Annotated in this window: 15 protein-coding genes; 11 read left to right on the top strand and 4 right to left on the bottom strand. The window is 58.1% G+C overall.

Annotation, left to right across the window (positions count from 1 at the left end; all coding sequences use genetic code 11):
- Positions 1-62 precede the first annotated feature (62 nt).
- From groL to guaA, 7 genes are all read left to right on the top strand, one after another.
- Positions 63-1,649, top strand: a complete 1,587-nt coding sequence (gene groL / locus HMPREF2682_RS04235; RefSeq protein WP_070831722.1) for a chaperonin GroEL — start codon at positions 63-65, stop codon at positions 1,647-1,649.
- Between the two features lie 308 nt (positions 1,650-1,957).
- Positions 1,958-3,475 (top strand): IMP dehydrogenase, encoded by a 1,518-nt coding sequence (guaB, locus tag HMPREF2682_RS04230; RefSeq protein ID WP_070831719.1) that lies wholly within the window; start codon positions 1,958-1,960, stop codon positions 3,473-3,475.
- 146 nt (positions 3,476-3,621) lie between these two features.
- A complete protein-coding gene (locus HMPREF2682_RS04225) occupies positions 3,622-4,752 on the top strand; it encodes a GuaB3 family IMP dehydrogenase-related protein (RefSeq protein WP_005505070.1) in 1,131 nt (376 codons plus the stop codon).
- A 283-nt stretch (positions 4,753-5,035) separates the two neighbouring features.
- Positions 5,036-5,353, top strand: coding sequence for a lactococcin 972 family bacteriocin (locus HMPREF2682_RS09645; protein ID WP_083311161.1), 318 nt, complete (start codon positions 5,036-5,038; stop codon positions 5,351-5,353).
- Positions 5,354-5,493: 140 nt separating this feature from the next.
- Positions 5,494-7,638 (top strand): hypothetical protein, encoded by a 2,145-nt coding sequence (locus tag HMPREF2682_RS04220; protein WP_070690992.1) that lies wholly within the window; start codon positions 5,494-5,496, stop codon positions 7,636-7,638.
- Entirely contained in the window at positions 7,638-8,309 is a 672-nt protein-coding gene (locus tag HMPREF2682_RS04215) for an ABC transporter ATP-binding protein (protein ID WP_083311159.1), read from the top strand. Before HMPREF2682_RS04220 ends, HMPREF2682_RS04215 begins: the two co-directional genes overlap by 1 nt.
- Before the next feature lie 222 nt (positions 8,310-8,531).
- Positions 8,532-10,124 (top strand): glutamine-hydrolyzing GMP synthase, encoded by a 1,593-nt coding sequence (gene guaA / locus HMPREF2682_RS04210; protein WP_070819414.1) that lies wholly within the window; start codon positions 8,532-8,534, stop codon positions 10,122-10,124.
- Positions 10,125-10,368: 244 nt separating this feature from the next.
- Here the strand turns inward: guaA and HMPREF2682_RS09465 are convergent, their stop codons facing one another.
- Entirely contained in the window at positions 10,369-10,620 is a 252-nt protein-coding gene (locus HMPREF2682_RS09465; protein ID WP_168165530.1) for a hypothetical protein, read from the bottom strand.
- A gap of 502 nt (positions 10,621-11,122) precedes the next feature.
- Here HMPREF2682_RS09465 and HMPREF2682_RS04205 point away from each other — a divergent pair.
- Entirely contained in the window at positions 11,123-12,127 is a 1,005-nt protein-coding gene (locus HMPREF2682_RS04205; RefSeq protein ID WP_070831716.1) for an AEC family transporter, read from the top strand.
- A gap of 158 nt (positions 12,128-12,285) precedes the next feature.
- Here HMPREF2682_RS04205 and HMPREF2682_RS04200 read toward each other — a convergent pair whose 3' ends face one another.
- The 3 genes from HMPREF2682_RS04200 to HMPREF2682_RS04190 form a co-directional block, all read right to left on the bottom strand.
- Positions 12,286-14,091 carry a glycoside hydrolase family 13 protein gene (locus HMPREF2682_RS04200; RefSeq protein ID WP_070831713.1) on the bottom strand — a complete coding sequence of 602 codons (1,806 nt, stop codon included), beginning with the start codon at positions 14,089-14,091 and terminating at the stop codon, positions 12,286-12,288.
- Positions 14,092-14,217: 126 nt separating this feature from the next.
- Complete coding sequence (locus tag HMPREF2682_RS04195) at positions 14,218-16,032, bottom strand: alpha-glucosidase (protein WP_070831710.1); 1,815 nt, start codon at positions 16,030-16,032, stop codon at positions 14,218-14,220.
- 73 nt (positions 16,033-16,105) lie between these two features.
- On the bottom strand, positions 16,106-16,984 hold the full coding sequence (locus HMPREF2682_RS04190; RefSeq protein ID WP_070831707.1) for an endonuclease/exonuclease/phosphatase family protein: 879 nt from the start codon (positions 16,982-16,984) through the stop codon (positions 16,106-16,108).
- 417 nt (positions 16,985-17,401) lie between these two features.
- Here HMPREF2682_RS04190 and HMPREF2682_RS04185 point away from each other — a divergent pair, with 417 nt between their 5' ends.
- The 3 genes from HMPREF2682_RS04185 to HMPREF2682_RS04175 all read left to right on the top strand — a co-directional run bounded on the left by HMPREF2682_RS04185 (position 17,402) and on the right by HMPREF2682_RS04175 (position 20,641).
- Complete coding sequence (locus HMPREF2682_RS04185) at positions 17,402-19,039, top strand: alpha-glucoside-specific PTS transporter subunit IIBC (RefSeq protein ID WP_049353733.1); 1,638 nt, start codon at positions 17,402-17,404, stop codon at positions 19,037-19,039.
- Between the two features lie 308 nt (positions 19,040-19,347).
- The gene (locus HMPREF2682_RS04180; RefSeq protein ID WP_246827250.1) at positions 19,348-20,094 is read left to right on the top strand and encodes a MurR/RpiR family transcriptional regulator; all 747 of its coding nucleotides are present in this window, start codon (positions 19,348-19,350) and stop codon (positions 20,092-20,094) included.
- A gap of 88 nt (positions 20,095-20,182) precedes the next feature.
- The gene (locus tag HMPREF2682_RS04175; protein ID WP_070642894.1) at positions 20,183-20,641 is read left to right on the top strand and encodes a cell shape determination protein CcmA; all 459 of its coding nucleotides are present in this window, start codon (positions 20,183-20,185) and stop codon (positions 20,639-20,641) included.
- The last annotated feature ends 111 nt before the right edge of the window (positions 20,642-20,752 follow it).

The raw sequence follows: 20,752 nt of genomic DNA, 5'->3' as shown, positions 1-20,752 counted from the left end.
GGCGCATGAGCTGTCATCTGCCCCTCATTTTCTTTCTGTGACGCACTAGGAGTAGCGAACACATGGCTAAGCAGCTTGAATTCAACGATGCCGCCCGCAAGTCCCTGCAGGCTGGCGTCGATAAGCTGGCAAACGCGGTCAAGGTAACCCTTGGCCCGCGCGGGCGCAATGTTGTGCTCGACAAGCAGTGGGGTGCACCCGTCATCACCAACGACGGCGTGTCCATCGCCCGCGAAATTGAACTGGACGACCCGTACGAGAACCTGGGCGCCCAGCTGGCGAAGGAAGTCGCCACCAAGACCAACGACGTAGCCGGTGACGGTACCACCACCGCAACCGTGCTCGCACAGGCACTGGTCAACGAGGGCCTGCGCAACGTCACCAGCGGTGCAGCACCCGCCGACGTCAAGCGCGGCATTGAGGCTGCTGTGGAGGCTGTCTCCGCACGCCTGCTCGAGAACGCACGCCCCGTGCAAGGCCCCGAGGTGGCGCACGTTGCCGCTATCTCCGCGCAGTCCGAGCAGATTGGTGAGCTGCTGGCTCGCGCCTTCGAGAAGGTCGGCCAGGACGGCGTCATCACCATCGAAGACGGCTCCTCCACCGAGATTGAGCTGGACATCACCGAAGGTATGCAGTTCGACAAGGGCTACCTCTCGCCCTCCTTCGTGACCGACGCTGAGCGCGGCGAAGCAGTGCTGGAGAACAGCCTCGTGCTGCTCTACCAGGGCAAGATTTCCACCATCGCAGAGATCATGCCCGTGCTCGAGAAGATCGTTCAGGCGAAGAAGCCGCTGACCATCATCGCTGAAGACGTTGACGGCGAGGCGCTCTCCGCACTGGTCGTGAACAAGCTGCGCGGCACCATCAACGTGGTGGCTCTGAAGGCTCCCGGTTTCGGTGACCGCCGCAAGGCAATCATGCAGGACCTGGCAATCCTGACCGGCGGTACCGTCGTGACTGGCGAGCTCGGCATTGACCTGCCGCAGGTCACCCTGGAGCACCTGGGTTCGGCACGCCGCGTGACCGTCACCAAGTCCCACACCACTATTGTGGACGGCGGCGGCGACCCCGAGGCAATCGAGGACCGCGTGCAGCAGCTTCGCCGCGAAATTGAGCGCGTGGATTCCGAATGGGACCGCGAGAAGCTCAAGGAGCGCCTGGCTAAGCTTGCCGGCGGCGTGGGCGTTATCAAGGTCGGTGCCGCAACCGAGGTTGAGGCGAAGGAACGCAAGCACCGCATCGAGGATGCAGTGTCCTCCACCCGTGCCGCTCTGGAAGAAGGCATCGTCTCCGGCGGCGGTTCCGCACTGGTTCACGCGCTGAAGGCACTGGACGGCATGGACCTGGGCAACCACGACGCAAACGTGGGTGTACAGATTGTTCGCCGCGCCCTGGTCCAGCCGCTGCGCTGGATCGCTGAGAATGCCGGCGAGGACGGCTACGTCATCGTCTCCAAGGTCTCCGAGCTGCCCGTGGGTCACGGCTACAACGCCAAGACCGGCGAGTATGGCGACCTGATTGAGGCCGGCGTGATTGACCCGGTGAAGGTGACCCGTTCGGCCCTGCAGAACGCCTCCTCCATCGCGGCTCTGGTGCTGACCACCGAGACCCTGGTGGTTGAGAAGCCCGAAGAAACTGAAGAAGACTAAATAGTGTGTGTGCCCGGTACTGCCCCTCCATCGTGGAGGCGGTACCGGGCACTCGCTGTCGGTAGGCTCGGGTGCGCTCGCGTTCGTGAGTGCGCTAGAACCTACCGGCGGCCTCCCGCTGAGGGGTGCTTACTATGAGTGCTTCTCAGCAAAGAAACCTTTAGCGGTTTACTATAGAAGGTAAGCTGCTCCCGTTTGCGCTCAAACCACCTTGTGGGGTGCGAGCAGGCGGGTCGTACCGCATCTTGACATACGCAACGTATAGGCTGAGCTTCTCACCGATGAAGCCAGCATCCGAAAGGTAGACAATGACCATTCCCACCGCTCTGTCCGAGGATCCCTTCGGCTTCACCGGCCTGACCTACGATGACGTGCTGCTGCTGCCCGGCAACACCGACGTCATTCCCTCCGATGCGGACACCTCCACCCGCCTGTCCAAGCGCATCACCCTGAACACCCCCATCATCTCCGCGGCAATGGACACCGTGACCGATTCCGCTATGGCAATCGCTATGGCACGTCTGGGCGGTATGGGTGTTATCCACCGCAACCTTTCCATCGAGGATCAGGCGGCACACGTTGACCGCGTGAAGCGCTCCGAGTCCGGCATGATTATCAACCCCGTCACCATCGGTGCTGACGCAACCATCGCTGAGTACGACGAGGTCTGCGGCTACTACAAGGTTTCCGGTCTGCCGGTTGTCAGCGAAGAGGGCGTGCTGGAAGGTATCATCACCAACCGCGATATCCGCTACATCTCCCGCTCCGACTACGACGGCATTCGCGTTCGCGACATCATGACCCCCATGCCGCTGGTCACCGCGCACCCCAGCGTCACCAAGGACGAAGCGTTCGCACTGCTGTCCCACAACAAGATTGAGCGTCTGCCCCTGGTCGACGACGCAGGCAAGCTCGCCGGTCTGATTACCCTGAAGGACTTCGTCAAGACCGAGCAGTACCCCAAGGCCACCAAGGACGAGGACGGCCGCCTGCGTGCCGGTGCCGCTATCGGTTTCTTCGGTGACGGCTACGAGCGTGCAATGACCCTGGTCGAGGCTGGCGTCGACGCACTGTTCGTGGATACCGCAAACGGTCACTCCCAGGGCGTGCTCGACATGATCGCCCGCCTGAAGAAGGACCCCGCCGCAGCACACGTGGACGTCATCGGTGGCCAGGCTGCAACCCGCCTGGGCGCACAGGCAATCATTGACGCTGGCGCTGACGGCGTGAAGGTTGGCGTTGGTCCCGGCTCCATCTGCACCACCCGCATTATCGCCGGTGTTGGCGTTCCCCAGGTGACCGCTATCAACGAGTCCGCTAAGGCAGCAATCCCGGCAGGCGTGCCGCTGATCGCTGACGGCGGTATGCAGCACTCCGGCGAGATTGGCAAGGCACTGGTTGCCGGCGCTGACTCCGTGATGCTCGGTTCCCTGCTGGCTGGTACCACCGAGTCTCCCGGCGAGCTGATCTTCATGAACGGTAAGCAGTACAAGGCATACCGCGGCATGGGTTCGCTCGGCGCAATGCAGACCCGCGGCCGCCACAAGTCCTTCTCCAAGGACCGTTACTTCCAGGCTGACGTCTCCAGCGAAGAGAAGCTGATTCCCGAGGGCATTGAGGGTCAGGTTCCCTTCCGCGGCCCGCTCTCCGCAGTGATTCACCAGCTCGAAGGCGGCCTGCGCCAGACCATGTTCTACGTCGGTTCCCGCACCATCGAGGAACTCAAGCACAAGGGTCAGTTCGTGCGCATCACCCCCGCAGGTCTGAAGGAATCGCACCCGCACGACATCATGATGACCGTTGAGGCACCGAACTATCGCCGCTAAAACGCATCACCAACGATGATTCGCCGCATGGTGTGCACACCATGCGCCGTTGAGCCCGCCCCATACCCGCTCGGGTATCGGGGCGGGCATCGGCGCGAATAACGCCCAGCGGCACCCCTCAAACCGAATTCGAAAGGATTCACCCCATGTCTGAAATTCAGATTGGCCTCTCCAAGAACGCCCGCCCCACCTACTCCCTGGATGATGTGGCGCTGGTGCCCACCCGCCGTACCCGCGACCGCCGTGATGTCGACACCTCCTGGCAGATTGATGCCTTCAAGTTTGACACCCCCATCATTGGTGCGCCCATGGACTCGGTCATGTCCCCGGCGACCGCTATTGCCCTGGGTAAGCTGGGCGGTCTGGGTGTGCTGAACCTCGAGGGCCTATGGACCCGCTACGAGGACCCGCAGCCGCTGCTCGACGAGATTGTTGAGCTGCCCGAGGCGGACCCCGCCTCCGCAACTACCCGCATGCAGCAGATTTACTCCGAGCCGATTAAGCCGGAACTGATTACTGCGCGCCTGGAAGAGATTCGTGACTCCGGCGTGGTCGTTGCAGGCTCCCTGAGCCCGCAGAACACCCAGGAGCACTACGAGACCGTAGTGAAGGCGGGCGTTGAGCTGTTCGTCATCCGCGGTGCGTCCGTCTCTGCTGAGCACATTTCCACCTCGCACGAGCCGCTGAACCTGAAGAAGTTCATCTACGAGCTGGACGTTCCCGTCATCGTCGGTGGCGTGGCTGGCTACTCGCAGGCTAAGCACCTGATGCGTACCGGCGCCGCCGGCGTGCTGGTGGGCTTCGGCGGCGGCTCCGCACAGACCACCCGCCAGGGCCTGGGCATCTCCGCACCGATGGCAACCGCTATCGCCGACGTCGCCGCTGCACGTTCCGACTACCTGGACGAGTCCGGTGGCCGCTACGTGCACGTGATTGCTGACGGCTCCCTGGGTCGCTCCGGCGACATGGTGAAGGCGCTCGCACTGGGTGCTGACGCTGTCATGCTGGGCGCTCCGCTGGCTCGCGCATCCGAGGCTCCCGGCCAGGGCTGGTACTGGGGCAACGAGGCGCACTCGCTGGACTTCCCGCGCGGCGTGCGCACCCCGCTGGGTGTTGTCGGCTCCCTGGAGGAGGTCCTGTACGGTCCTTCGCACCACGTGAACGGCACCAGCAACATTGTCGGTGCGCTCAAGCGCGCAATGGCTAACTGCGGTTACCTGGACCTGAAGAAGTTCCAGAAGGCTGACCTGACCGTGGTTCCTGCGTACCGCGGCTAATGTAGCTTCATGAATCACCGCCCGGTGGTTGGTGGGTTTATCCCTCCGACTACCGGGCGGTATTGTTTTGACGTGCTCTTTTAGGTAGGGGTTGAGTCACTGTCTTTGGGAGAATGGAATTTATGCCATGTTGTGAAACTTTCTCATTTTATAGTGACTGGGATTATATTTTCACTGTAGTGTATCTAATAAGGATATGGCTAAGGTCTATATTCTTTGAAAGAACTTCTGCAAAACTGCAAGTTCAATACCATATGGATATACCTATCGAAGGAGATTAGAAATGGGTATCTTCGCTCCCCCTGTTAAGAAGGTTCTTGCTGCTGCCGCGTTGAGCGTGACGGCCCTGACTGCCGTTCCTGCCGCAACTGTCCCGGCTGCGGCGACTGTTGTTGAGGTGCATGGTGGTACTTGGGACTATGGTTCGTCTATCTGGGGTGTGTGGTCTCGTTATTACCACAAAGAAGCACGGCATAGTGCAACCGTTTGGGGAAGTAACTGGGTTTACTCCGGATGTAAGAAGCCCTTTACCACTGCTAGGGCTTCGTCTGGTCATTCTTGGGACCACACTAACGAGGCTTACTATAACAACCATTGTTAGAGATGAGCGCGTTGGATGTTCTATAGCGTATTAGCAATATGGCCCTGCAAATGATGCAGGAAGCTAATATACAAAATATTTGGCGGGCCGTCTGAGTGAATCTATCAGGCGGTCCGCCCATATGACAGAAATGAATCCCCATGCTTAAGTGCCGATTCCGATTTGGCCGGTATGTATCGGCCCTCACCTCAGTTTATCTATGGGCGGCCCTCGCCTCCATTGTGTTCCCTTTCTTCATGCTTCTGAGTATCAACTCGGAGATGTCTCTTGGGCATACCCGTAACCTCCAGATTCCTTCAATCAGCGAAGGCGTAGATACTCGCAAATTTCTAGAGGATATGTGTCAGGAAGCGGAGAAGAACAGTATCGCTATAGCTCGTCGCACCCTTGATGTGTCAGATACTCGGCACGGTATCGTACTCGAATTCTGTGGTGCCGAAAATACTGTACGTGGGTGGGAACAAACAGGATACCCTTCCTATACCCCTGAAGACCGCGTTGAGGTCAAAAGGCTTAATCCGGGCAAGGTTGCAGAAGCGCGAGGTCTCTACAACCTTTATGGCGGTAGTGAGCAACAACGCGCCCAGCTACTCGCTACCCTGCGTGAAAATGGTGCGCATACAACGGAATACGATGTTCTCAATCTCCGAAGTATTGCAGGGTACTACATGGGAACCTCAGGCGGGTATGCCTTTATTGCAACATGCCTAGCCCTTAGTACGGCTCTGATTGGTGCCATATTCCGGCAGACGAAAAAAAGCGCGCGCCTGCGTCTGCATGGGGCATCCTTAAACCGTGTCTACGGTGCACAGCTGCTAGAGTCGGGGCCTGCTATTCTTTGTGGAATTCTGGGCCTCTATGCCCTTTTCTATACATTCCTCGCCCTGTACAATTCGTGGGCTTTTGCAGCTTTGACGCTGAAAGTTCAGCTTATCCTGTTGTGCTGGATGTTGGGCCTTATGCTTCTGCTGCATTATGTGGCTTGTGCACTTACTGTAGCTATACCTATTGGACAAGCCCTTAAAGGAAAGGTACCTACGCGTATTACCTATGCGGCTAGCTGGGCGTGCCGCTCTTTGGCGCTCATTCTTGTTGTTGCTACTCTAATCACTTTGGCTTACACGACTCAGCAAGTTCATGCACTCAATCAAGCCCGCCCCGCGGTGCTTCAGGGTAACGGATATAGTGTGTCCTTTAATGGTTTCCGGTATAAGACTAGTGACATCCAGAACCTTCAGGGCTGGAGTAAAGAACAAGTAGAATCTGATAACGTCATCCTCGCTAGTGCGGAGAACCCTGTCTATACATCCCCTGAATCGATTGAAGCTTATAGAGCCGGAAAGGATGAATCAGCCTCTCTGAAATCTGATCAGAGCTTGGGTCGTACCTTTCTGTACGTGAATCGTGAATACCTGGATAGTAATCCTGAATCCCTGCCAGCAGGTTTACCTCCTCTTGAAGACCTGGAAGGTCGTAGTGGTCTTAGCGTCTACTATCCCCAGGAATTGGAAAAGCACACTGATGATATAAGGCGCCTTGCTTCTAGTACTTTTGACTCGGCTGATAGCTCTTCTTCCTCGAATAATTTAGAAGCTTCACGTGCTGAGCTTTCGGAGTTGAGGGCATATGAGTCTGTAACGAGGTCCTATACATATGGTGACGGTACTAAAGCGAACTACTTTGTGCAGAACCCCATCATTGTGTATGTCCCGAAAACTGTGCTGACTGACAGAATGGAGATGCTCGTTGCCGCCTTCAGTCAGAACGGGGCATTTATTAAGGACCGGCAGAAAGCTCTTGAATCTCTGAAGGGTAGTGCAGCTCGAAGCTACGTAGGTGAAATTCTGCCGGTGAGCGAAAAATATTTTAGTCTCACAAGCAGGATGCAGAGCGAACAACGCATTAGCTTGTATGCGCTCATCATCCTTTCCGTTTTGTGTCTTGTGACCCTTCTGGAGTACGCACGTGTGTACTGCGCAGAACATCAGCAGCGTATCGCTCGTTCCTTTACCTACGGTATGCATCCGACCCGGACTTTCCGTGGGGTTCTCATTGGGGAGGCGGTTTTGACGATTCTTGTCATTAGCTATGGGGTCCTCCAACTAACGAGTTTGGCCCACGAGCAGTATCTCAATGCTGGGGCTGAGACTGCATCTGTTATTGCAGTACTGGCAACGGTACTCTTCACATCCACTGTTATTGTGTCGATTGGTATGAGTTTATGGGCCTTTGGCAGAGGCTACCGAGTTACTGTTGCCAATCATGCGCGAAAGGAAATGTACTGATGACGTCCATCTTAAAAACAGAAAATCTGCTGGCCGTAAGCGGGGGGTCTGTGCGTATTGCAGGACATCCTATTTTTGCTGATGTCCATATTGCCGTAGCTCCAGGACAGATGCTAGCCCTAACTGGTGCCTCAGGAAGTGGCAAGACCACTCTCCTTAACTGTCTAGGGACCCTGACCGACTTTACTGAAGGGGAATATACCTTCCAAGGAACAATGTTGAGCGGCTCATCATCGCGAACCCGCCGTCATTTCCGCCGTGATAGTCTAGGATATCTCTTCCAGAACTATGCCCTGGTAGAAGGGGAGAGTGTTGAAAAGAACGTCCTCGGACCGCTCGCGGTTATGCCGCGTTCGCAGCGTCCGAGCCGCAAAGAGCTAGAGTCCGTCCTCGCCCGGGTCGGTTTGTCTGGGCGAGAGAAGTCTCTTATCTACCAACTCTCGGGTGGTGAGCAGCAGCGCGTGGCGCTTGCTGGGCTTATGTTGAAGCAGCCATCCCTGATTCTGGCAGATGAGCCGACCGGCGCGCTGGACGCCGAGAACGAGGCGCAGGTACTTGATATTCTGCGGGAGCTGGTGAACGCCGGGGCCTGTGCCATTATTGCTACGCACAGCGATGCGGTGGCTGACTTCTGCGACCGGCGTATTGATATGTCTCAGTTCAAGGGATAAACGAAGAGAATTGTTTTTATAATGTACCGCCTGGCTATGGAGACGTTAACTCCGTTGCCGGGCGGTGCTTTCTTATATCGCTGTCTTGATGCGGTGGAATGACCGGCAAAGTGCGGAATAGTTCCCGCGCCGCGGGCATTCAACCCCACAACGCGATAGCGTAAAATAGATATATCCCCGCGCAAGTGCGCGGATTAGTACCAACACGTTGAGGTAATTTTCGTGACCAACTCTGTGAACCTGGACCAGCTCGAAGAGCGTCCCGTCCTGGTGGTAGATTACGGTGCACAGTACGCGCAGCTCATTGCTCGTCGCGTGCGTGAAGCCGGCATCTACTCCGAAATCGTCCCCCACTCCATGAGCACCGAGAAGATGCTCGCCAAGAACCCGGCAGCTATTGTGCTCTCCGGTGGCCCCTCCTCGGTCTACGCCGATGGCGCACCCAAGGGCGACAAAGCCCTGTTCGAAGCTGGCGTGCCGATCTTCGGTATCTGCTACGGCTTCCAGGTGATGGCCCAGACCCTCGGCGGCACCGTCGCCCAGACCGGTCTGCGCGAATACGGCGCAACCGACGCTGTGGTCTGCGCTGAGAACTCCTCCTTCCTCACCGGCACCCCCACCACCCAGAACGTGTGGATGTCTCACGGCGACTCCGTGACCGAAGCCCCCGAAGGCTTCGAGGTGCTGGCAAAGACCCCCGGCGCATCCGTGGCAGCATTCGTGGACGAGTCCCGTAAGCTCGGCGGCGTGCAGTGGCACCCCGAGGTGAAGCACTCCGACTACGGCCAGGTCGCCCTGGAGAACTTCCTCTACAATGTGGCAGGCCTGAAGCCCACCTGGTCCACCAACAACATTATTGAGGAGCAGGTCGCAAAGATCCGCGAGCAGGTCGGTAGCGACCGCGTCATCTGCGCGCTCTCCGGCGGCGTTGACTCCTCCGTGGCAGCTGCACTCGTGCACAAGGCTGTCGGAGACCAGCTCACCTGCTTCTTCATCGACCACGGTCTGCTCCGTGAAGGCGAGCGCGAACAGGTCGAGCAGGACTACGCAGCATCCATGGGCATTAAGGTCATCACCATTGACGAGTCGGAGCGTTTCCTCTCCGCACTCGAGGGTGTCACCGAGCCTGAGGCGAAGCGTAAGGCTATCGGCCGCGAGTTCATCCGCTCCTTCGAAGAGGCACAGCGTAAGCTGATCGCCGAAGCTGGCGAAGAGGGCGCAGACATCAAGTTCCTGGTTCAGGGCACCCTGTACCCGGACGTTGTTGAGTCCGGCGGCGGCGACGGCACCGCAAACATTAAGAGCCACCACAACGTGGGCGGCCTTCCCGACGACCTGACCTTCGAACTGGTTGAGCCGCTGCGCACCCTGTTCAAGGACGAGGTTCGCGCTATCGGTCGTGAGCTCGGCGTTCCCGAGAAGATCGTGGCACGTCAGCCGTTCCCCGGCCCCGGCCTGGGCATCCGCATTGTCGGCGAGGTTAACCGTGAGAACCTGGACACCCTGCGTGCCGCTGACGCTATCGTGCGTGAAGAGCTGACCGCAGCAGGTCAGGACGAGCACATCTGGCAGTGCCCCGTGGTTCTGCTGGCTGGCGTTCGCTCCGTGGGCGTTCAGGGTGACGGCCGTACTTACGGCCACCCGATTGTTCTGCGCCCGGTCTCTTCGGAAGACGCAATGACCGCTGACTGGTCGCGCCTGCCGTACGACCTGCTGGCTAAGATCTCGAACCGTATTACGAACGAGGTCAAGGACGTTAACCGAGTGGTGCTGGACGTTACCTCCAAGCCCCCGGGAACCATTGAGTGGGAGTAATAATCCTTGTGGGAGTAATCCCTACTTTGGGCTGCGTAGCTTTGTAGCTGAGAGCCCGTGAAGAAGCCGCCCGGTGCATCCGAATGTGGATGCGCCGGGCGGCTTCTGGCATCAAGTCGTGTAGAAAAGGGGAGGCGTTTTGGGGCGTATTAAAAAATCCTCATTTATTTTTTAAACGCGGGGTCTAAATAAAAGAAATGCATTCCAAAAATACCCGAAAAACTACGCCTAGAAATAAACCTTTTTAGTGTGGGTGATGCGGGTGACGAATCGAATCACGCCAATGAGCGCTCGACCCCAACCCAAAATGCAAAGCAAAAAACGTACCAAAACAGCAGAAGCCAAACGCGCACGCCATGTACACACCATAGGTCAGCATCACAAACTCAGAATCATGGCTCAGACCCGACGCCACAATCATCGTCAACGAAACAGCCAGAATGATAAGCCACGCAGCGCTCGCAGCCGCAATCACCCACGAGATAGCGCTCAACACCGGGTGAGGAACCCTAAACGTGCGCTCAGGGTCCTCAGAGGCGGGTACAGTCGCTACAGAAGCTGTAGCGGGGGCAGTAAGTGGAGCTGATGAACGCCACGGAATATGCGCATCAGCATGCTGACTGGAAACCTGCGCCGGACGCTGCGGGACGCCTCCAGCATCGGGAGGGGAAGAAAGATACGGTTGCTGCAATGCGGGCTCCTGGATGTGGGACCTTGCAAGAGAAGAAACAGCCTAGTTCCTACTTTCGCAAAAATGAGTATCGGCGATAGATTGAAAAAATAGAGTGAGTAATTATTCTTTCTATAATTCAAGACTAGAAGTGAACCGCATAAAAAACGAGAGCATCAGCAAATAAGATGCAATATGACGCGAAAATTTCGAAAAACACAACGAAAAAGCAGTAAACCTCAACCTGAAGGTTCAGGGTAGGGTTATTAGACAGGGACCTTAGCCGTAAAACAACGGCACAGACACAGCAACAGCGAAAGGAACGAGCATGGGAATCATCCTCCCACTCCTCTACTTAGGGGCAGGATTCGGGCTCGCAATGTTGCTACCCGAGCACTGGGGCAACCGCCTGAAAGAAAGCGCCTCCGCCCTGCTGACCCGCTGGATCATTCCCGCCGTCATCATCTACACCGTCGCCACCAGCCGCCCTGAGCTTTTCTTCGTTGCAGCCTCCACCATGGTGTTGATGCTCCTCGGAGTGCTCTGCGCCGGGCGTATCACCCGCGACCCCGTGCAGAAACTCGCCTTCGTCTATCTGAACGCGGGGCTCTTCGGCATCCCTGTGGTTGCCGGGTTCTGGGGTGAGGAAGCCGTGCGAGTCTACATCGGCGCGTATATCGGCAACTCCATCATGGGTAATATTCTGGGCACCTCGCTACTACGCGGCGGTTTAACAACAGATGCCGGGGAGCGCGCCGCCTCAAGTGCACGAGCCGCACAGAATTCACACACAACACAGGGTGCACGAGCCACTAGGAGCCGTGGCGGAACCCTCCGCACGGTGCTGCGGGGTCTGCGTACCAGCCCGCCCGTTATCGCCGTGGCAGTGGGTCTGCTCTGCCTACCCGCCGGCCCCTTCCTGAGCCAGCACGGGGCGGGCTTCTACCGGGTACTGACCTGGGTTTTCAGCTTTATCGGAATGATCGTTCTGGGCATGTGGCTCGGTGCCGCCAAACTGCACCGCACCGATTTGACCCGAGCTACCGGATGGGCTCTCCTCCGCGCTGTACTCGTGAGCGTCTACAGCGTCGGCGTGCTGGCACTCGCCCGCTGGGCACACGATACGGCGGGCGTGCACTTTGACCAGTTGCTCGCGCATCCGCAGGTGCTTTTTCTTCTGGCTGTTCTGCCGCCAGCAGCTAATATCGTCATTCTGGAAACCCACTACCGGCACGAAGGCACCGCAGCCCCCGTCATTGCCGCAGGGGCAGCCGTCAGCGTAGGAATGATAGCGCTCGCCGTGCCGATCCTGCAGCTCGTCTTCGCCAGCTAAGTAGAGCCGCCAGCTAAATAGAGCCAAGAAAGCACGCCGGGACCACAAAGGGGAGAACGCAGGAGACAACACAAAAGGAGGGCGGGGCATAAGCCTCACCCTCCTTCTGCTGTCTATCACCTTATCGGCACGCGGTAGCACTCAACGAGCTACAGCGCTTAGCGAACGATGTGGTACACCTTCGCCTCGTAGGGGCGCAGGGTCGAACCCGCGTCGTCCTTGTAGTTTGAGCTCACTAGCTCAACACGAGCACCAGCCTCACGAGCCTCAGAAAGTACCGCGAAGTCGCGTTCCTGCTCCTCGGCAGTGAAGTTCGAAACAACCAGCAAAGACTCGTTCGCGGGGCTGCCATCCGCACCACCGGTACGGGTGTACGCGTACACAGCCTCATCCTCGTTGTGCGGAACCTGAACCGAATCGACCGGAGCGAAGGCTGCGTAAACCATCAGATCCTTCAGCTTGCCGCGGCGCAGAGCCACCAGCTGCTGGTAGTGGTAGAAGATCGAATCCTCATCAGCCAGAACAGCCTCAGCGTTAATCGCCGGGTAGTTCGGGTTCACAGCAATCCACGGGGTCACACCCTCGGGGCTGAAACCACCGTTAGCGGAGGCATCCCACTGAACCGGGGTACGAGCGTTGTCGCGGCCCTTAATGTAAATCGCCTGCATCGCCTCTTCGTGGCTTAGACGCTTGTGGTCAACGTGCATGTCCTCGTAGAAGCGGATCGAGTCACCATCGCGGTAATCCTCAATCGAATCAAACTTCACGTTGGTCATGCCCAGCTCTTCACCCTGGTAAATGTACGGGGTGCCCTGCATGAAGTGCAGGGTGGTCGCCAGCTGCTTAGCGGACAGGGTGCGGAACTCATCCGAATCGTTACCGAAGCGGGAGACAACGCGCGGCTGGTCGTGGTTGTTCCAGTACAGCGAACCCCAGGCGTTACCCTCCAGGGTGGTCTGCCAGTCGTTCAGGATGCGCTTGAGCTCGGTCAGCTTGTACGGTGCGTAGGACCACTTGCCGCCCAGATTGCCGTTCGGGTCGTTATCCACGCCCATGTGATCGAAGTGGAAGATCATGTTCAGCTCACCGGTGTGGTAGCCAGCCCACAGCTTAGCGTCCTCGGGGCTGGTCGCGCTGGTCTCGCCCACGGTCATCACGTCGTAGCGGCTGAAGGTCTCGCGGGTCAGTTCCTTCATCCACGGGTGCACCATGGTGCCGTTCGTAATGACGAACGGAATCGAGGAGGTGTGCTTCTCAAAGTCGGTGGAGGGATCATCCGGGAAGCCCTCGGGCTTGGAGATGATGTTGATAGCGTCCAGGCGGAAGCCGTCAACGCCCTTGTCCAGCCACCAGCGAACCATGGAGTACAGGTCCTCGCGAACCTTCTCGTTCTCCCAGTTCAGGTCGGGCTGTTCCTTGAAGAAGATGTGCAGGTAGAACTGGCCGGTCGCCTCGTCCCACTCCCACGCCGGGCCACCGAACTCGGACGCCCAGTTGTTCGGAGGAATCGGGTTGCCGTCCTCGTCGAAGCCCTTCGGGTCCTTCCAGATGTAGTAGTCGCGGTAGGGGTTGTCCTTGGAGGAGCGGGACGCCTTGAACCAGGGGTGCTGGTCGGAGGTGTGGTTTGCGACCAGGTCCATGAGGATCTTGATGCCGTGCTTGTGGGCGGTCTCAAGCATCTCGTCGAAGTCTTCCATGGTGCCGAAGTCACTCATGATGGCGAAGTAATCGGAAATGTCGTAGCCGTTATCCACGTTCGGCGAGTCGAACACAGGGGAGAGCCAGATGACGTTGATACCCAGCTTAGCCAGGTAGGGCAGCTTCTCGGTGATACCCTTCAGGTCACCGATACCGTCGCCGTTCGCGTCGTTGAAGGAACGGGGGTACACCTGGTACACCACGGCTTCCTTCCACCACTGGCGGCCCTCGTAGGAGGGAACCTCGTATGCCTCGGAGTTGCTCATAATTGCCTTTCTGTACCGGCGGTTACGCCGAAGAGGGAAAAGGTGTCTGTGATTGAAGTATAGGGCGAAGGGGGACCGGAATGTCTGTTCCGGATCCCCCTCGCGCATTACATTTTTGGGGCGTGCCTACTCGGCGTTGCCGAAGAGGTAAACCTTCGCCTCGTAGGGGCGCAACAGGGTGCCCTCGTCGGTGAACTCGCGGTTCTCATCGCGATAGTTCGAGCTAATCAGCTTCGGGGTGTTCTCGATTGCCTTCAGCTCAGTCGGAGAGAGTGCCTGCGAGTTGGTCAGCACCACCGAATCCAGGTTGCCGCCCGCGTAGTTCAGCTGAACGGTGTCATCGGTGAAGTTCGCAACGACCAGCAGGGCGCGCTCGCCGGTTGCGGCGGCGTCCTCATCGGAGTTCACGCGCAGGTAGGCGTAAACCTGGTCATCCTCTTCATCCAGCAGGCGGTACTCGCCGGTCAGGACAATCGGGTGCTCGCGGCGCAGGCTAATCAGGTCACGGTAGTGGTAGAACACCGAATCCTGGTCAGCGAGCTCTGCCTCCGCGTTGATTTCGGTGTAGCGCGGGTTCAGCTTCAGCCACGGGGTGCCGGAGGTGAAGCCTGCGTTCTCGCCAGCGGTCCACTGCATGGGGGTGCGGGCGTTATCGCGGCCGGAGGCGCTGATGTAGCGAAGCATGTCCTCCGCGGAGACGCGGCCCGACTCTTCAACGTACTTGCGCCAGGAGTCGTGAATCTCCAGGTCGTTGTAGTCCTTCACATCGTCGAAGAAGACGTTGGTCATGCCCAGCTCTTCACCCTGGTAGATGTAGGGGGTGCCCTGCATCAGGTGTAGCACGGTGCCGAGCATCTTGGCGCTGACGGTGCGGTACTCGGGGGAGTCGTTACCGAAGCGGGAGACGGTGCGCGGCTGGTCGTGGTTGTTCCAGTACAGGGAGTTCCAGCCGCGGCCGTGCAGGCCCTCCTGCCAGTGGGTGAGGACCTTCTTGAGGTCAACCAGGTTGAAGCGGCGGTCGGACCACTTGCCGGTCACGCCACCTTCGGAGGCGTCTACGTCCATGTGCTCGAACTGGAACACCATCTGCAGCTCGTTGCGGTCGAAACCGGTGTAGAGTGCGGCGTCGTCCACGGTCACGCAGGGGGTTTCGCCCACGGTCATGACCGGGTACTTGCTCAGGACCTCGCGGTTCATCTCCTGCAGGAATTCGTGCACGCGCGGGCCGTTCGCTGCGACAGCCAGGCAGTTGTCGAGGCCGCCAGCGAGGACTGCCGGGTCCTCGGGGAAGGAGAGGTCCTTAGAAATTAGGTTGATGACGTCCATGCGGAAGCCGTCCACGCCCTTGTCCAGCCAGAAGCGCATGATGTCGTAGACCTCTTCGCGGACCTTCGGGTTCTCCCAGTTCAGGTCGGGCTGCTTGACGGAGAAGTAGTGCAGGTAGAACTGGCCGGTCGCCTCGTCCCATTCCCACACGGAGGGGCTGAAGCAGGAAATCCAGTTGTTCGGCGGAATCGGCTTGCCGTCCTCATCGAAGCCCTTGGGGTCGCGCCAAATGTAGTAGTCGCGGTAGGGGTTGTCCTTGGAGGAGCGTGCCTGCTTGAACCATTCGTGCTCGTCGGAGGTGTGGTTGACGACCAGGTCCATCATGAGCTTGATGCCGTGCTTGTGCGCGGTTTCGAGCAGCTCATCGAAGTCTTCCATGGTGCCGAACTCGGTCATGATGGCACGGTAGTCGGAGATGTCGTAGCCGTTGTCGTCGTTCGGGGAAGCGTAGATGGGGGAGAGCCACAGCACCTGAACACCCAGATCGGCGAGGTACGGAATCTTCTCGGTGATACCGGGCAGGTCACCGATGCCGTCGCCATTGGAGTCGTTGAAGGAACGGGGGTAAATCTGGTAGACAACGGGTTCCTGCCACCACTGGGTCTGGGTCGTCATTGTTCTTCCTTCCCTTGGTATGGATGAGTGTTGTGTGGTGCCGCTCTGCGGGCGGCTAACGTCTGATGCCCCTTTAGGATTGGCTGGTGAGGGGCGTGAGGATGCTCTCCGGTGCCCAGCTTTCAGGGTCAATCTCTAGCAGCAGGCCGCTGTGGTCGGAGATTGCCTCGGGGGAGTTGTCGCGGAAGACCACCGCGTGCGAGGTGACCGTGAGCAAGCGATCGGCGAAAACGAAGTCGATGCGCTTGGCATCCGTGCTACCTTCCCAGCCGGCAATTTCGCGGTGGACGGTGTTCTCGCCGTCGGTGTGCTCCGCCAGGGAGCGGGTATCAATCATGCCGCTGGAGGTGACCAGCGCGTAGCCTTCATCGCTCAGGTGTGCTGCGGAGTTGAAGTCGCCGCCGAGCAGTACCGGGGCGGTGCGGGCGCACTCGGCAAGCTCCTGCGAGAGATGTGCGTATTCCTTGGCGAAGAGGGGTTCGCCGTCGAAGTCCCACCAGGACATGTGGGTGGTGGCGCACCAGAAGGTGCCCGTCTCAGTTTCGATGAGCGCTGCCTGCGCTGCGCGGCGCTGCACCTGGTGGTAGCCGTAGCCGGGGGACATATCGATGGGCTTGATACCGCGAATCGGCAGGCGCGAGAGGATTGCTACGCATTCGTCGTAACGGTCCCAGCCAATGTGGGTTTCGGTGAGGGTCCACTCGTAGGTGGCACCCATTTCGTTGAGCGCCTGTACGAGCAGCAGGGCGTAGTTGTCTTCGCGGACCGGAATACCCGCGCCGCCGCGGTAGTTGAGGGGCTCCTTCACCACGGGGGTGGAGGTGAGCTGGTTGACTTCCTGCAACGCAATGACGTCCACCTGCTGTTCAATGATGAACTTGGCGAGGGTACGGATCTTGGCAATCTGGTGGATTTCGCACCAGCTGTGCGTATTGAGGGTGAGGAAGCGCATGTATTAAGTCCGGGGTATGTGTGAGGTTGAAGAATGATATGCGCACCGCGTATTGAAGTGGCGAGTGTTTATGCACTCTGACCTATGGGTGCACTGTTTATGCTATCGATTCTGTGGGCTGAGTAATAGGGGAAAAGTCGCATCCGCCCTCAGTATTTTTAACCAGTGCCGGGAGATGTTTCAGGTTCTGAAAAACTCTTTCAAAACTTACAGTTTTGGTACCTGCGGGTAGGTAATACCTGGCATTATTGTTTCTGTCTAAAACACATTCGGCATTTAGCGCACGCAGGATATGTGGCACCCGTCTCATATACTTTCGTTTGGAGGTATAAAGATGCGGCGTGACCATCGCAGGCTGGCAATGATCGCCAACCCCTGCGTCCGCTCACTCGACAACCCGAAAGGGCGTATAGCCTCATGATGGAAAAAGTACAGAGGTTCGGCTCTGCCATGCTGGCACCCGTTCTTCTCTTCGCATTCGCTGGCCTCGCGGTCGGTATTGCGATCATTGCACAGAACGGCGACCTGATCCCCCTCGCTGCTGACAAGGAAAGCGCGTGGAACCACTTCTGGTCCGTTTGGGAGTCCGGCGCATGGACCGTCTTCAACCAGATGGAACTGCTCTTCGTGATTGGTCTACCCATTGCACTGGCAAAGACCGCTAACGCACGTGCAGTGATGGAAGCTGCAATGGTCTACCTGACCTTCAACTACTTCGTCGGCACCATGCTCAAGGTATGGGGCAAGGGCGGCACCGGTTTCTTCGACCTGGACTACACCACCGACATCTCTAAGAGCGCGGCAGGTACCGGTCTGAAGATGATCGCCGGTATCAAGACCATGGACACCGGTATCTTCGGTGCAATCATCATCTCCGCAATCGTGGTGTGGGCACACAACCGCTGGTTCGACAAGAAGCTGCCCGACTTCCTCGGTATCTTCCAGGGTTCCCAGTACGTCTACGGCGTCTGCTTCTTCCTGATGATGCCCGTGGCATTCCTGTTCTCCTGGCTGTGGCCCTACGCTCAGCACGGCATCTCCTCCCTGCAGGGCTTCTTCATCGCATCCGGCGCACTCGGCGTGTGGGTTTACACTTTCCTCGAGCGCTTCCTGATTCCGACCGGTCTGCACCACTTCATCTACTCCCCGTTCGTCTTCGGTAACGTTGTTACCCCGAACGGTATTGCTAAGGACTGGCCGACCCACCTGACCGAGTTCGCAAAGAGCGACAAGCCCCTGAAGGAACTGTTCCCCGGCGGCGGCTTCGCACTGCACGGTAACTCCAAGGTCTTTGCACCCATCGGTATCGCAGCGGCGTTCTACACCACTGCTCGTCCCGAGAAGCGCAAGGAAGTTCTCGCTCTGATGATCCCCGTCTGCCTTACCGCAATCCTGATCGGTATCACCGAGCCCCTCGAGTTCACCTTCCTGTTCCTGGCACCCCCGCTGTTCCTGGTCCACGCAATCCTGGCAGCATCCATGGCAGCAATCATGTACCAGCTGGGTCTGGTTGGTTACATGGGTGGCGGTCTGCTTGACTTCCTGTTCCAGAACTGGATTCCGCTGTGGGCAAACCACTCCGGCACCTACCTCATGCAGATTGGTGTGGGCCTGTGCTTCACCGTCCTGTACTTCCTGATCTTCCGCTTCATGATTCTGAAGTTCGACTTCAAGACCCCCGGTCGTGAAGAAGACGGCGGCGAGACCAAGCTCTACAGCAAGGCAGAGTACAAGGCAGCTAAGGCTGCTGAGAAGAACGGCGGCGCAGCTGCTGAGTCCGCTGACGGCGACCTCTACGCACCCCGTGCAGCTGGCTTCCTCGAACTGCTCGGTGGCGCAGAGAACATCACCACCGTGAACAACTGCGCAACCCGCCTGCGTGTCTCCGTTGCTGATGAGTCCCTCGTCAGCCCCTCGGATGCAGACTTCAAGAATGCAGGCGCTTTGGGTCTGGTCCGCAAGGGCAAGGCATTCCAGGTGATCGTCGGCATGGACGTTCCCCAGGTTCGCGAGCGTTTCGAGACCATGGTGAACGAAGCTAAGACCCTCTCCTAAGAGAGTTCAGCTTTCAACCGTCTGACGGTATGACGCCTCATAAGGTATAGACTTCGCCGGCGGTATCGGATAACACCGATGCCGCCGGCGAAGCTGTACCCGGGCGCGTGCCTGGACTCAAATCTGCACGAGGCACCCACCCAAAGTGAGCGACGACCATCCCCACCCACCCTGGCCGATAACCCTAGAGCGTGTACTATTTATATATTGCTCACCATCGGATTCAGGAGCTTTGAGTGGATTTACAAGACGTCGTGAATGCGAACCAGCACCGATTCAGTGAAACTGAACGGGAAATTTTGGCATTCATGCTAGAAAATGAAGAGTTCGTTGCGGAGTCAACGATCAACTCTTTGGCACATAAAACGTATACTTCGACCAGCTCAATTATTCGCCTGACGAAGAAGCTGAACTTCTCCGGATTTGCTGAGTTGAAGTACTTCATTAAGTCCTCTCTGAACCGCAGCGAACCCTTCAACCCGCGGTTCATTGAGAGCGGCCGCGAAGATATTCAGCGCACCTACGACTACCTCGAGCACATGGAACTGAGCGGACTGCTCAAGCGCATCCATGAGGCTCGTACTGTGTACTGCTTCGGTACCGGCTACGCTCAGCGCAATGCGGTGCAGGAATTTACCAAGTCCATGCAGGTTTGCGGTAAGTTCTGCCAGGTCATCCCGGCACGCAATGAGTTCGAAAGCGCCATGAACAATATGACCCAGGACGACGTGGTCATCATTGTGTCCTTCTCCGGCCAGACCGAGAACATGCGCGAACACATTAAGATGCTGGCGCTGCGCCGCATCCCCATGATTGCGGTGACCGCCATTGGTGTGAACTATATGTCCTCGCACGCCGAGTACTCCCTGCACTACCAGACCACCCCCACCCACATCAGCACCCAGCGCAAGCCCTACTACTCCTTCGTTGCGCTGTCGGTGCTACTGGACTACATCGTGCGCCGCTACATTGAATTCGTTGAGAATGAGCGCCGCGAATCCCTGCAGGACCAGGTGGACGACGCCCTCAACGCTGGGGACGAAACCGACGCCTGACAAGGTATTATTGTGCCCACCTGCTCCTTCACTCACTCCTCCTGAATCCGACCGAATCCCGCCTGAGACCATCTGAAAGAGACACCCTGTGACCGCAATTTTCGCGCTCATCGAAAACACCGAGAAGATGCGTAAGTACCTGTTCTGGTACCTCATGATTATCCCTGCGCTGCTACTGCTGTGGATTGCTCTGGGCGCAGCGAACTCCCAGATGGATTTCCAAGCCGCCCTGAAGATTCCCTTCTTCACCGTGGCGTTCCTGAACGCCTGCCTCAGCCTGCTGCTGGGCGGCACCCTCAAGTTCGCGGGCGCAGAGAACGAACGCACCGAACGAGCCTACGCCCTGTACCTGACCATTCTGCTGGTCATCATCGGTAACCTGCCCGGCGCAATCCTGAGCTTCTTCCTCTTCCGCTCCCTGCGCTTCGGCAACCTGGAAGGCGAGCTGGCGCCCAAGTACCGTTGGGCGCTTCTGCCTGCCCTGGTCTTCTACGTACTGGTGACCGTAGTGCTGCTCGTCGCCAACATCGCAATGTGGTCGAAGTAAGCACCCGGCGTATTAAGCGCACAGGAGCATTGAGCATACGGGCGTGCGCTGATACCCGCCCCGCTTGAAGCACAGCATGAGGCACACCGGGCAGAGGACCCCGGAAGAACC

Origin of the sequence: Rothia sp. HMSC061D12 (assembly GCF_001836735.1) — a bacterium.
GTDB lineage: Bacteria > Actinomycetota > Actinomycetes > Actinomycetales > Micrococcaceae > Rothia.
The sequence above is the reverse complement of the archived record's forward strand: the minus strand, read 5'-3'. Positions and strand labels throughout refer to the sequence as shown.